Raw genomic sequence first — 12,649 nt, forward strand, 5'->3', positions numbered from 1 at the left:
CAAGGTCATCGGGGTGCGGGTGTTCTCCCGCGAGGACGGCGACGAGCTGCCCCCGGGCGTCAACGAGCTGGTCCGGGTGTACGTGGCGCAGAAGCGCAAGATCACCGACGGGGACAAGCTGGCCGGCCGCCACGGCAACAAGGGCGTCATCTCCAAGGTCCTGCCGGTGGAGGACATGCCCTTCCTGGAGGACGGCACCCCGGTCGACATCGTGCTCAACCCGCTGGGCGTGCCCGGCCGCATGAACGTCGGCCAGGTCCTGGAAACCCACCTGGGCTGGATCGCCGCCCAGGGATGGGACATCGGCGGTGTGGAGGAGGAGTGGGCCGAGCAGCTGCGCGAGAAGGACTCCGCCCGCGTCGAGCCGCGCACCAACGTCGCCACCCCGGTGTTCGACGGCGCCAGCGAACAGGAGATCATCGGCCTTCTGGGCAACACCCTCGTCAACCGCGACGGCGACCGGATGGTGAAGCCCAGCGGCAAGGCGCGGCTGTTCGACGGTCGTACCGGTGAGCCGTACAAGGACCCGATCTCGGTCGGCTACATCTACATCCTGAAGCTGCTGCACCTGGTCGACGACAAGATCCACGCGCGCTCGACCGGCCCGTACTCGATGATCACCCAGCAGCCGCTGGGCGGCAAGGCGCAGTTCGGCGGCCAGCGCTTCGGCGAGATGGAGGTGTGGGCCCTGGAGGCCTACGGCGCCGCCTACGCGCTGCAGGAGCTGCTGACCATCAAGTCCGACGACGTCCTTGGCCGCGTCAAGGTCTACGAGGCCATCGTCAAGGGCGAGAACATCCCCGAGCCCGGCATCCCCGAGTCCTTCAAGGTCCTCATCAAGGAGATGCAGTCGCTGTGCCTCAACGTCGAGGTGCTCTCGACCGACGGCATGTCCATCGAGATGCGCGACACCGACGAGGACGTCTTCCGCGCGGCGGAAGAGCTCGGCATCGACCTCTCCCGCCGCCCCAATGAGGGCGCGATGAACGTGGACGACATCTAGGAAACGGACGACGACCCGGCCCGAGCACCGCCCGCCCGGACAAGCGGCGGCGCTCGGGCCGACGGCGTAACGGGAGCCGACGTTCGCCAAATGCGGTGAGCGGAAACCGTGGCCAACGGACGGCTCGCTCGGCGACCAGGAGCAGAACCGACATTCTGCTCAGGGTTGCAAAGCCGCACGTCATCCGGCTTCCTGACCCACGGGCGCGCCCGGCGGGCCGGCATTCGGTGGGCCTGCGACGAACCGGCCGTGGTGGGGGTGCGGCGCCAGGACGATTTCGACCCCCGCGCCGCGTCGGTACGTCTTCGGTCCGGCGGTTAACTGCCGGATCCAGTCCTCCTGACCCCATCGTGATCGCATCGAGTGGTCGCGTGGGACGTCACCAGGCGGGTATCGGCAGGACCTGGTAGTGCACGGTGCCGACGTCGGCCCACCCGTTGGCGCGGGCGCTCTCGGCGGCGCCGCGAAAAGCGGCGGCCTGGGCGAGGGCCCCGTCGTGTTCCAGGTTGTCGGCCGAGTAGGCCAGGTAGTTGCCCAACCAGCGGCACGCGATCATGCGGTTGCGGAAGCGAGGGCTGAGCGGGTGCGGCGCCGGATGCGCATCGGTGGTCTCCAGGCACACGACCTGGTACAGCCAGGGGCGTTCCGGCGGCGGCTCCGGAGGGTCGTTGAGCGGCGGAAAGGGTGGGGGACAGGTCATGGCGGCAGTGCGGATTCATCAGGTGGCGGTGGAGGACCGTCAGCGGGCGGCGCTCCCGTGGCGTGATGTTCTCACTACCGGCTGTCGATGTGTATGTCGCGTGACATGGACTCTTGTGGCGAGATCCGTGGCGCTGGCGTCCCTTCCTGTTGCGCCGTCACCGGTGTTGGGCCGACGGTGCTCCGAAGCAGGCCGTTATCCGCTTACCACCGGTGTCACCAGGGAGCAGTTCGCCATGTCCTCGAACGGGGAACGAATTGCTCGGCCGACCCGGAGCCTTCCGAGCCTCTGCGTCACGGCGTTCGATGGTGCGGCAGGCCGTGACGGGCGGTGCCGCTGCCAGTAGAGTCCTCCCAGACTTGGGAAAGAGAAAAGCAGGTGGGTTGGCGATGGGAGTGCAAGGGCCGACATTGCGGACCCGTTCGGTGCGGCGGGGCGGCTGGCTGGTGATCGAGGTCGCCGGGGAGTTGGACATCGCCACCGCGCCGATCCTGGAGGACGAACTGTCGCAGGCCACCACTCCGGTGACGGGTCGGGTCGCGGTGACGTGGGTGGCGTTGGAGCTGTCAGGGTTGAGCTTCGCCGACTCCTCCGGCCTGAACGTGCTGATCCGCTGGTGGAAACGCCTGCAGGCCGGCGGAGGGAACCTGCTGCTGCTCCACCCGACCGGACGCGTGGCCTCGCTCCTGGCCATCACCGGACTGGACCGTTTCCTCCCCGTGCACGACAGCCTGCCCGCCGCCAGCGCCACCCCCGGCACCGACGACATGCCCCACGCCCGGCCCGGATCGGAGCCGGACGCCCCCACCGCCGTGGTCGGCTGAGCAGCCGCTCGCCCCTCTGACCACGCACGCGAGGCGCGGACTGCCGGATGACCGAGCCCGGCTGGATGTCTGCTCCGACGGGTGGCGTTCGCCCCACCGGATCACCGACCGCAGCGGAGCGGTCTTCAGCATGTCTGCGGCGATGGGGGTCCCGGCGATCTCAGCAGGAAGTGGAACGGCTGACCAGAATGCCCGCGAGGACCTGCGCCAACGTCTCGTCGCCCAGCCGGTTGGCCTCCATGTAGACCAGCACGTCGAGTGCCTCCGCCGCCGTGAGGTTCCTGGCGGGCTTGCCGGACCATGTCGGGGGAGAGGACGGCGGGTCGTACACGTCGAGCTTTACGGCAGCGTTCTGCATTCCCGTCACCCCCGGCTCACACTTACGTTCGCGCCCTTGTCTGCCCGCGAGCACCTGCCTCATGCGTTCCTTGGATAACGTTTAGGCCTCACGATCAGGCCGGTCCCGGTCCCAGGGCGAACGTTCCCTCCTCGTCAGCCCGGCAACGCGTCCGCCGCCAGTAGTGGCGCCGGCCACCTGCTCCTTGCACTCGGACCCTGGAACCCCGACATGCACCAGACGAGCGTTCTGGGTCTCCTTGGCCCCAGCACGTCTGCGTCGCAACGAGGACGGTGGCCGCCCACCGTCGCGGCGACGCACCGTACCGAAACAGCTGCAATCGCCTATCTGACAAGAATGTCAGCCCAGACAGCGGCCGCGCCGACGTGGGCTGACCATCACTGCCTGGCGCGGATGATCTCGGTCAGGCTGGCGAAGCTGTCCTTGCCGTGGCCGGCGTCGATGCCCCGGGCGGTCAGGGACTGGATGAGCTCGGGCAGGGCGGTGTCGAGTCCGCGGGCCCTTCCGGCCTCGATGAGGTGATCCATGAGCGGGGCGTCCAGTTCGAGCCATTCCTGATCGCCTGGGTAGTGGCGGTCGTCGATCTGGCGGGCGTACTCAGTGATCACGTCTGTGACGGTGGTCGACAGCCAGCGGGTCAGCAGTGGCGCCACAGTGGTGGCTGGGATCTGGGCCGTGCCGAGTAGTGCGGCAGTCTGCAGGAAGCCGATCAGGGTGGCCCAGGCGAAGTTGAGCATCGCCACGTCATACAGGGCCGCGGTGCCGGGGGCCGCACCCAAGTACGTGGCGTCGCCCAGGTGGGTGAGCACAGTCCGGTGACGCTCGAACACCTCGGCCGAGCCGCTGTACACCAGCACTGTCTCCGGGTCGCCGACATGCTCGGGATGGGCCATCAACGCGCCGTCAAGATAGTGGCCGCTGCGGGCGTTCATCCAGGCGGCGACCTGCTCGGCCTGCGCGCTCGTTCCGGACGTCAAATTGACCACGTCGGCGGCGGTGACGTACGGCTCGGCCTGGCCGAGGACGCGTTGGACACCGTCGTAGTCGTCAAGACACACCAGGACCAAAGAGGCGGTGGTGAATGCCGTCTGCAACGACTCGGCTCGCGGTACGCCCTTGACCGGCGATGTCTCGGCCGAGGGGTTGGGCTCGGGGCCGACCTCGTCCCAGGCCACCACTGTGGCGCCTGCCGCTGCGAGCGCTTGGGCCAGTGCCGTGCCCCGCGAGTTCAGCCCTATCACGGTCACGGAGTCCATCCGATGGCTCATAGTTCCTCCTGCACTCGGGGGATCCGCGCTGTCACGCGGTATCTGCGTCGCTAAGCTAGACCTTCACATCTATGTGAGAGTCAACTCGGGAGATGGCCGTGCGCATAGGCGAGCTGGCTCAGCGGACCGGCGTCAGCCAGCGGCTGTTGCGCTACTACGAAGAGCAAGGACTCCTGCAGCCGCTGCGGCGGCCGAGCGGATACCGCGAGTACGACGACGCCGACGTCGAACTCGTGCGGCGCATCCGCACCCTGCTCGCCGCCGGGCTCAACACCACCACCATCGCCTACGTGCTGCCCTGCACCGTTGAAACCGGCGACGGCCTCGCCGCAGCGTGCCCTGACCTAGTGACCGACCTGCGGCGCGAACGCGACCGGATCAGCAGATCGATCACCGAGCTTCACACGGCCCGGACCATGCTCGACGCGATCATCGGCGCCACCTCCCGCTGAGACCGCGGACACGCCACCCACCCGCGACGGGTCGAGAACTGCCAGTCCAGGACCTGACCGATACGCACCGAACGCGAAGAGCGGATCCGGCAGAACGCGCCGAAGGTGGTGGACCCTTCCGGGAACAGCCGGGCGCGGCGGCGTCAGGCCGGGGTGCGGGCAGTGTGCGCAGTGCGGGCAGTGTGCGCGGCTACGCCTACGACCTGCTGCGTTGGTGGCGGTGGCTTCTCTGCACCCAGCAAGCCGACACGCCATGACCAGAGGTCAACGCTCCGGCATGTGTGTTGCCGTGACGCGTGCTGTTCGGCACACAGGTCTGTGGGGGCATCCGCTCATGCCGATGACAGTGTGATCGGCTCGCCGTCTGCCTGGGCGGTGTCCGTGGCGGCTGCGGGTTGGACTCATCTGGCCTCGCCGCGGTGCGGTGGCGCGACGCTGGCCGGCCTGTCGGACAACCTGCTTAACGCCTGGCGCACCGCGGAACACACCGGCCGTCTCGCCCTGGCCCGAATCTGACGCCAGGGATCACAGCGGGCCGACCACAGTCGCAACCTGGACGCCTTGAGCACAAGTCGCCGCGAGCTCGTCTGGCGTCACGCCAAGTACGAGGACCATCCCACCCGCGCCCACACCAACGCCGACGACATCGGCACCGCAGTGGACCAGGCCCTGAACCGCCAACGAGCCCGGATTGAGGATCAGCAGCGAACTTCACCAGGGCTACTTAGGCCGCTCGTGGTCGGGCGGCGGCCGAGAGGGTGTTCAGGGCGGTGGGGTGTGGGAGATGAGGAGCGCAGGAACGAAGGTCCGCGCTACCGCACCGGTTCTGGTCTACGAGCACGCTTCATTGCGGAAGGTTGCTGTCGCCTGGGCGGTCCGATGACGGCACCTGACAGCAGAACCCACGGCCGCACATCGCCGCACACCGTCGCACCGCACGGGGCCAGGGCGCTAAATCCCCCACAACCAGACGCCAGCGTGGAGACCTGCGGAAACACCGTTCGGGTAACCGGACAGAATTTCTGGTCTCTCCGGTGCGTCCTCTTACCGCACCAACGCCCGTAACAATCCGTAATCGCGAGTCTCGCGGGCCCATCCGAGCCACCGCTCACCGCAGCTACCGACATTCAGGGCCTCGCCGGGCCGAGTGGCGGCTCGCCGTAGCTGTAGGAGTCCGGGGCCGTTACGGCGCGGGGGGTCGGGTGGGTAGACCACGGCTGGGGAGGGGCTCACTGTAGACGAGGTTGGTGGTGGTGCTGCCGAGTTCCAGCAGCTCGTCCACGATCTCCTCCAGGTGGGCCATCGTGGACGCGGCGATCTTCAGGACGTAGCAGTCCTCGCCGGTGGTGCGCAGGCACTCAAGGATCTCCTCGCGCTCGCGCAGCAGGTCGTGCAGCGGGGCGTGCCGGTTGCCGGGGTACTTCAGCCGGACGACGGCCAGCACCGGCAGCCCGGCCTTGGCCAGGTCGACGCGGGCGTGATAGCCGGTGACCACGCCCTCCGCCTCCAGCCGCCGCACCCGCTCGGTCACCGCGGACGCGCTGAGGTTGACGCGTCTGCCCAGCTCGGTGAGGGACACGCGGCCGTCGCGCTGCAGCTCGGTGAGGATCGCCCAGTCGGTGTCGTCGAGGTTCCCGGCCATCTGGGCAAAATACCGCTGAATCCACGGGGGACGGGCCGATGTGCCGTGAAGAATCCCTTCTGTCGCGCCGAACCGGCTGGATAGCCTGAGCGCCGTGAAACTGGGAGTGAACGTTCCGAACTTCGGGCCCGGCACCGGCCCGGAGACGCTGCGCCGCTGGGCACAGGCCGTCGAGGGCCTGGGATACGACCTGCTCATGGTGTCCGACCACATCGCCGTCACGCCTGACGTGGCCGCGCAGTACCCGGCGCCCTTCTACGAGCCGTTCACCACGCTGTCCTGGTTGGCGGGCGTCACCCGCCGGGTCGCGCTCGGAACGACGGTGCTGGTCGCGCCGTACCGGCACCCCCTGCTGGTCGCGCGGATGGCCGCGAACCTCGACCGGCTCAGCGACGGACGGCTGGTCCTCGGTGTGGGCGTCGGCTGGGCCCGGCAGGAGTTCGCGGCGCTCGGCGTCCCCTTCGAGCGCCGCGGTGAGCTGACCGAGGACTTCCTGCGGACCCTCAAGGACGCCTGGCGGAACACCGACGACTACCGCAACGGCCCGATCCCCCTGTGGGTCGGCGGCCACAGTGACGCCGCGCGGCGCCGCGCCGTGCGGTTCGGCGACGCCTGGCATCCCCTCCGCTTCACCATGCCCTGGCTGGAGGAGGCCGTGGAACGGCTCCGGACGATCGCCGCGGCAGAGGGAAGCCCCGTCCCTCCACTGGCCCCGCGCATCGTCCTGCGCCTCACCGACGAGCCGCTCACCGAGCGCCGCGCGGGGGAGGGGACGGCCGACCAGGTGATGGACGATCTGAAGCGGCTGCGGGCGCTGGGCGCCGAGAGCGTCCTGCTCGACCCCTACCTGGGCGACCCCGAGGAGACCCGGCACCCCGAGACCGCCTGGCGGGACCTCGCCGCCGTGGCCGCCCTGCGAAAGGACCTCGCATGACCCCCCAGGACGAGCGCCTGCTGCGCAGGGCCATCGAGCTGGCCAACGAGTCGCGCGCCACCGGGCACGCCCCCTACGGTTCCCTGCTGGCGGCCCCGGACGGGACGATCCTCGTCGAGGCGCACAACACCGTCCGCGCCGACCGCGACATCTCCGCCCATCCCGAGCTGAAGCTGGCGCGCTGGGCGGCCCGGGAGCTCGACCCCGGCACCGCCGCCGCCACGACGATGTTCACCAGCTGCCAGCCCTGCATGATGTGCACCGGGGCGATCGACCGCTCCGGCCTGGGCCGCGTCGTGTACGCGCTGTCCGCCGAGCAGCACACCGAGATCTACCCCGAGGGCGGTTTCCCGCGCGTCCCGCAGGAGGGCCCCGCCCTCTTCGAGGAGGCGCGGGTCCCGATCGTCGGCTACTACACCTGACGCGGCCCTGCCCGCTCCGGGCCCGGACCGTCCGCGATCCGATCGTGGCCGGTCCGGGCGACCGGGTGTGGTTCGGGACGAGGCGGGCGCCGGGGAGGCGTGGTGATCCCCATCCATGACGTCACCCCTCTCCGGCGGACCCCGGTGCTGCTCGTCCTCGCCAACGTGGCGGTCTTCCTGCTCGCGCCCGCGGCCAGGGGACCGGGCGCGACGGCGGTGTGCCGCCAGACCGCGTTCCCCGACCACTACGCCGCGGTCCCGCGCGAGCTGATCGAGAACCGGCCCTTGCCGCGCGTGGCGACCGGCGACGTCACCGAGACGTCCCGAGGCCGCCTCGCCTGCGCGGCCGGACGCCCCTCCCACCACAAGGTGCCCGCGCTGCCGGTGCTGGGTGCAGAACGTTCTCGGGGAGGTATCCGCCCAGTTCACTGGGGTCCTCTGGGAGAACCGTCCCATCAGGACAGTGGGATCGCCGGGTCCTGTCGAACCGTCGTAGGCTGACCAAGCCCTGGGGGTTACCACGCGTCTGGTTCGGTGAACACCTGACTGAGGTCGCCTTCCCGTAGCGCCGGTTTGGGGATGAAGAACATCAACGATCCGCCGTTGGGGAAGCTCCACGACCCGTGATTGCTGGAGAGCGTGAGCAGATGCCGGTCGCCGTCCTCCGGCCGCGCCTTCAGCGCAGAGGTCTCCATCAGCGGCCACCCGAACGCTTGGGCATCGGCTCGCAACCGCCCTGGATCCTGCAGCCAGGCCTCTCCGAACCGCTCGGCCACGAACCCGGACGGGTCGCACTCGAACTCCTCGCACACCTCGTCATCGGGCTCCAATCGCTCCCACACCAGCCGCGAGTACTCGGCGTAGGGGCTGGGGACCGAGACCCCGCCCCGGGCGTGCAACGACACGACCTCCAACTGCGTCAGCGGCTCCGGTGGCGCGACCTCAAGGGCCCGTGTCGGATCCGCCGCAACGACCGTGCAGATCCGGCGGTCACTCAGCTCGAAGCGGTGCGGCAGGTCCAGGTAGAAGAAGTTGAGCACCCCGGCCCGCACCGGAGCCTGGTCCCCGGCCCAGGACGCCAGCTCATCCATGTCCAGGACGGCGAACAGGCTGAGCGCAAGCCCATCCACCTCCGGCCAGGCCACACCCGGCTCCAGCAGCGCCGGCCCGCCGAGCCGGCACCGACCCGTGGCCGCACGCCCGGCCGTGGCGGGCCACAACCCGAACCCGGGCCGAGCCAGCTCGGCGAGCTGCCGCCCGAGCCTCTCCCCGAGGTGCTCGGTACACAGCATCCGGCTGGCGGCCAACGCACTCTCAAGATCCATACACCGCATTCCAACACAGCCCGCCGGAGGCGTCCGGCTGTTGCGCCCTCACCCCGTAGCCGTTTCAGCGGACGTGACCCGCTCTAGCCCTGTGAGCTGGGCGGATGCGTCCCTGAGAACGCACTGCACCCAAGTTAGACAACAAGCTGAGGTCGGGAGCGGCTCACTGGGAACCAGCCGTGTCGATGGTTTTCGGTGGCTCTCCGTACAGGCCCATGGTGCAGCACTTGGGGCCACCGCCGCCCATCTGGAGCTGGGGCATGTCGATGCCGATCGGGTGGTAGCCGCGTTCGGCGAGCGCGTCGGCCAGGTGGCGGGCCGAGCTGTGCAGCACCACGTTCTTGCCGTCGGACACGGCGTTCAGCCCCAGCTCGTCGGCGTCGTCGTCGGTGGCGATGACCGCGTCGGGGAACACGCGCTCCAGCAGCCGCCGGCTTCCGGGCGAGAACGCACCCGGGTAGTAGGCGATGGTGCGTTCGTCCAGCACGCAGACGGCGGTGTCCAGGTGGTAGAACTTCTCGTGGACCAGCTGGAGGCTCAGCACGGGCCGGGAGAGGAACTCCTGCGCCTCGAAGTGGGCGGGCTGGTCGGTGCGGAAACCGGTCCCGGCCAGCACGAACCGTTCGGTGACCAGGAAGTCGCCTTCCCCCTCGCTGCGGGCCCGCGACACCTTGACGTCATAGCCCCGCCGCCGGAACCACTCGGCGTGCGCGGGCCCCTCCCCGGCGCGCTCCTGGCTGTGCGGGCGGGCGACGAACGCCTTGCCGTCGATGGCCAGGGCCCCGTTGGCGGCGAACGTCATCTGCGTCAGCTCCGGGTGCGGCTCGATCACATGAACCCGGTGCCCCAGATCCAGGTAGATCCCGCGCAGCCGCTCCCACTCCTCCATGGCGGCGGCCCGGTCGGTCTTGGCGTCCGGCGGCGTCCACGGGTTGTCGCCGGTGATCTCGTAGTACTCGGGCGGGCACATCACCAGGTGCCGCCGACCGGTGTGCCTGATCCCGGAACGATCCATGATTCCCCCCCTGTTGTTCCAGATGAGCCCCTTCCCGATTCTCCGGCCACTGAACGAGACCTCCCGCACGCCACCCTGCCCGGCCTCCATCGCCCAGGGCAGACGCCAGCCCCGCGATTTTTTCGGGGCGCGTCATTCCCGGCGTTCCAGGGATGATCGGAACATGAGTTTTGGGACCTATGCCAGAAATGTGTGTGACAGCGGTCTTTCTCATGGGGCGCGTCACCTTTCGCTGAGGAGCGCTGTCCTGAGAGCCGACGAAGAGGCGTTGACCCGGGCCTTGGACCGCCTGGAGGTGGCCTGGTCCCGACGCGCACGAGGCGATGTTCCACGAGGTCGGCCGCCTGTGGGCGCCGCATCTCGACGAGCCCTTCCCCGAGGTCCCGGCTGAAGCCGAGGGGGGAGCTCGTTCACCTCGGCGCGACCGTGGCCGGATGTGTTTCGACCTACCTGCGCAACGGCGGCACGATCGACTCGGGCCGTCAGAACATCGTCCGAAGCCGCCACGCCGAACTCGCCGGACAGGTCGCCCGCCTGGGATGCTCCTCGCCTCACTACACGGCGTTCGGATACTTTCTCCGGCTGCACAAGATGAGCGAATTGATCATCAATGACCTTCCGGCTCGGCCGCTCCCTCCCAAAGAGCTGCGCTCTTCCTACGCGCATACGGCTCGTCCATGAATTCGACCTGCTGCCCGGGTGGTAGCACCTGCACCCGCAGCGCCACCCCGGACGCCGCCCACAGGTGAGCGCCGCGCTCGCGCTCTGCTGAGTCGCTTGGAGCGCTGCCGCCGCACAGTCCCGTGTGGCGTGGCCGTTGGGGCGCGCTGGGGCTCGTGGTGCTGGGTCCGGCTTCGCTCTCGTCGCGGACCTGGTCTGCTCCGAACTATTGACTAAATCACTTGATGTCTAGATATTCGGCGGCATGGATGTCATGGAGAAGTACGAGACCGACGGGTACGCGATCTTCCGCAACGTGCTGGACGCCGACCTGGTCGCCGAGGCCGACGCGCACGTCCGCTGGCTCCAGGAGCACCACCCCGGTCGCAGCGGCGAGGACCTGTCCACCGAGCTGGTGGCCACCGACCCGTTCTGGGTGCGGCTGGTCTCCGACGACCGGCTGCTGGACATCGCGCAGCTGTTCGTCGGGCCCGACATCGCTCTGTTCGCCTCGCACTACATCGCCAAGCCGCCGTACACCGGCAAGGCCGTGCTGTGGCATCAGGACGGCGCGTTCTGGCCGCTGGATCCGATGCGGGTGGTCACCCTCTGGCTGGCGGTGGACCGCTCGACGCCCGAGAACGGTTGCCTGCGCGTCATCCCCGGCAGCCACCGGCAGGGTCTGCACGGCGTGCGGGAGCGTGAGGGGCAGGACGCGGTGTTCGGCGTGGAGAGCGACGTGGCCGTGGACGAGTCGCGCGCGGTGGACATGGTCCTGGAACCCGGCGACGTGGAGGTCCACCACCCGAACATCATGCACGGCAGCAACGCCAACACCTCGCCGCACCGGCGCTGCGGCCTGACGATCCGCTACATCCCGACCTCGACCCGGATCACCGCCGAGCCGCAGCCGTTCCCCAGCGCGCTGCTGCTGCGCGGCGAGCCCGGCGTCAACCTCTACCGGGAGCGGCCCCGCTACCGGGAGGGGGAGCACTTCCCGTTCGCCGGGTCAGAGCGCTGGGTCTGACTCCGGGCAGGGGAGCGGTGGCAGCAGCGCGCCGGGGCTGCCGACGACCTCGGCGGCCAGGCGGCAGCCGGCCTCGGCCGCGGCGCGCGGCGCGCCGCCGGCCAGCCGGACGGCCAGGTAGGCGCCGTTGAAGGCGTCGCCCGCGGAGGTGGTGTCGACGACGCGCACGTCCGGCACCGCCGGCACCGCCCGCGCGGTCCGGCCGTCGGAGACCAGGCAGCCGTCGGCGCCGAGCTTCACCGCCACCTCGCCGACACCGGCGGCGTGCAGCCGCTCCACGCACGCCATGGCGTCCCGGTCGCCGTGCACCTGGCGCTCGTCGTCCAGCGTCGGCAGCGCCAGGTCGGTGTGCGCGAGCACCTGCTCGGCGGCGCGGCGCGCGGCGGCGGGGGAGGGCCAGCCGCCGGGACGGTGGTTGCCGTCGTAGACGACCCGGCCGCCGCGCCGCCGGGTCTCGGCGAGGGTCTCCAGCAGGCGGGCGCGGGCCGCGCCGGTGAGGATCGACAGGGTGATCCCCGACAGGTACACCAGGTCGTGGCCGGCGATCGCCTCGTCGACCGCGGCGGGCTGGCCCGGGCCGAACAGCTCGCGCGCCGCCGACTCGCCCCGGTAGTGCTGGAAGGTGCGCTCGCCGTGCTCGTCGGTGCGGATCAGGTACAGCCCGCACCGGCGGCCCGGCAGAACGCGGGCCAGGGCGTCGCCCACGCCGTAGTCGCGCCAGCGCCCGCGCATCGCGGCGCTGTAGGGGTCGTCGCCGGTCACCGTCACGAACTGCACGTCGACCGCGCCCGGGGCGGCCGCGCGCACCAGGTAGGCCGCGGTGTTGAACACGTCGCCCGCGTAGCCGAGGGCCAGCCGGTCGGGCGACAGGTGGCGCAGCTCGACCATGCACTCGCCGATCATCGCCACGCGGGCCGGGGGGCGTCCCGTCAGAAAATCCACAGCGCCGACGATACATCTAGACAGCAAGTCATCTAATGACCAGACTTCTAGGCGGGTGATCGTCTCACATCGGTCAC

The 12,649-nt window shown here is 69.8% G+C and carries 14 protein-coding genes; 7 read left to right on the forward strand and 7 right to left on the reverse strand.

Annotated elements, in window-relative coordinates; translation table 11 throughout:
- The coding region (locus AKI01S_RS09700) for a DNA-directed RNA polymerase subunit beta (RefSeq protein WP_501162086.1) at positions 1 to 1,003 on the forward strand (1,003 nt) is incomplete at its 5' end.
- 379 nt (positions 1,004 to 1,382) lie between these two features.
- Here the strand turns inward: AKI01S_RS09700 and AKI01S_RS09705 are convergent.
- The gene (locus tag AKI01S_RS09705; RefSeq protein ID WP_067814132.1) at positions 1,383 to 1,703 is read right to left on the reverse strand and encodes a hypothetical protein; all 321 of its coding nucleotides are present in this window, start codon (positions 1,701 to 1,703) and stop codon (positions 1,383 to 1,385) included.
- A gap of 389 nt (positions 1,704 to 2,092) precedes the next feature.
- Between AKI01S_RS09705 and AKI01S_RS09710 the strand changes: the two genes are divergently transcribed.
- A complete protein-coding gene (locus tag AKI01S_RS09710; RefSeq protein ID WP_169813934.1) occupies positions 2,093 to 2,527 on the forward strand; it encodes an STAS domain-containing protein in 435 nt (144 codons plus the stop codon).
- Between the two features lie 160 nt (positions 2,528 to 2,687).
- Here the strand turns inward: AKI01S_RS09710 and AKI01S_RS09715 are convergent, their stop codons facing one another.
- Together AKI01S_RS09715 and AKI01S_RS09720 are read right to left on the reverse strand one after the other, a co-directional pair.
- Positions 2,688 to 2,885, reverse strand: a complete 198-nt coding sequence (locus tag AKI01S_RS09715) for a hypothetical protein (RefSeq protein ID WP_157419750.1) — start codon at positions 2,883 to 2,885, stop codon at positions 2,688 to 2,690.
- Between the two features lie 377 nt (positions 2,886 to 3,262).
- A complete protein-coding gene (locus tag AKI01S_RS09720) occupies positions 3,263 to 4,153 on the reverse strand; it encodes an imine reductase family protein (protein ID WP_067814138.1) in 891 nt (296 codons plus the stop codon).
- Between the two features lie 92 nt (positions 4,154 to 4,245).
- Here AKI01S_RS09720 and AKI01S_RS09725 point away from each other — a divergent pair, with 92 nt between their 5' ends.
- Positions 4,246 to 4,605 carry a MerR family transcriptional regulator gene (locus AKI01S_RS09725; RefSeq protein ID WP_245681547.1) on the forward strand — a complete coding sequence of 120 codons (360 nt, stop codon included), beginning with the start codon at positions 4,246 to 4,248 and terminating at the stop codon, positions 4,603 to 4,605.
- Positions 4,606 to 5,788: 1,183 nt separating this feature from the next.
- Here AKI01S_RS09725 and AKI01S_RS09730 read toward each other — a convergent pair.
- Positions 5,789 to 6,247 (reverse strand): Lrp/AsnC family transcriptional regulator, encoded by a 459-nt coding sequence (locus AKI01S_RS09730; protein ID WP_067814140.1) that lies wholly within the window; start codon positions 6,245 to 6,247, stop codon positions 5,789 to 5,791.
- A gap of 94 nt (positions 6,248 to 6,341) precedes the next feature.
- On the opposite strand from AKI01S_RS09730, the gene AKI01S_RS09735 reads away from it, so the two are divergent.
- The 3 genes from AKI01S_RS09735 (at position 6,342) to AKI01S_RS09745 (ending at position 8,104) form a co-directional block, all read left to right on the forward strand.
- Positions 6,342 to 7,181, forward strand: a complete 840-nt coding sequence (locus AKI01S_RS09735; protein ID WP_067814142.1) for an LLM class flavin-dependent oxidoreductase — start codon at positions 6,342 to 6,344, stop codon at positions 7,179 to 7,181.
- Positions 7,178 to 7,603, forward strand: a complete 426-nt coding sequence (locus AKI01S_RS09740) for a nucleoside deaminase (protein ID WP_067814144.1) — start codon at positions 7,178 to 7,180, stop codon at positions 7,601 to 7,603. The genes AKI01S_RS09735 and AKI01S_RS09740 overlap by 4 nt, the downstream gene beginning before the upstream one ends.
- A 102-nt stretch (positions 7,604 to 7,705) precedes the next feature.
- A complete protein-coding gene (locus AKI01S_RS09745) occupies positions 7,706 to 8,104 on the forward strand; it encodes a hypothetical protein (protein ID WP_067814145.1) in 399 nt (132 codons plus the stop codon).
- Positions 8,105 to 8,118: 14 nt separating this feature from the next.
- On the opposite strand, the gene AKI01S_RS09750 is transcribed toward AKI01S_RS09745, so the two are convergent.
- Together AKI01S_RS09750 and ddaH are read right to left on the reverse strand one after the other, a co-directional pair.
- Positions 8,119 to 8,928 carry a DUF1963 domain-containing protein gene (locus tag AKI01S_RS09750; protein ID WP_067814147.1) on the reverse strand — a complete coding sequence of 270 codons (810 nt, stop codon included), beginning with the start codon at positions 8,926 to 8,928 and terminating at the stop codon, positions 8,119 to 8,121.
- Positions 8,929 to 9,091: 163 nt separating this feature from the next.
- Entirely contained in the window at positions 9,092 to 9,943 is an 852-nt protein-coding gene (gene ddaH / locus AKI01S_RS09755) for a dimethylargininase (RefSeq protein ID WP_067814149.1), read from the reverse strand.
- A 925-nt stretch (positions 9,944 to 10,868) separates the two neighbouring features.
- Here ddaH and AKI01S_RS09760 point away from each other — a divergent pair.
- Positions 10,869 to 11,630 (forward strand): phytanoyl-CoA dioxygenase family protein, encoded by a 762-nt coding sequence (locus AKI01S_RS09760; protein WP_067814151.1) that lies wholly within the window; start codon positions 10,869 to 10,871, stop codon positions 11,628 to 11,630.
- Here the strand turns inward: AKI01S_RS09760 and AKI01S_RS09765 are convergent.
- Positions 11,613 to 12,572 (reverse strand): sugar kinase, encoded by a 960-nt coding sequence (locus AKI01S_RS09765; protein ID WP_218009616.1) that lies wholly within the window; start codon positions 12,570 to 12,572, stop codon positions 11,613 to 11,615. The genes AKI01S_RS09760 and AKI01S_RS09765 overlap by 18 nt on opposite strands.
- Between the last annotated feature and the right edge of the window lie 77 nt (positions 12,573 to 12,649).

Origin of the sequence: Actinomadura kijaniata NBRC 14229, from assembly GCF_001552175.1 — a bacterium.
In the GTDB taxonomy this organism is placed as follows: Bacteria; Actinomycetota; Actinomycetes; order Streptosporangiales; family Streptosporangiaceae; genus Spirillospora; species Spirillospora kijaniata.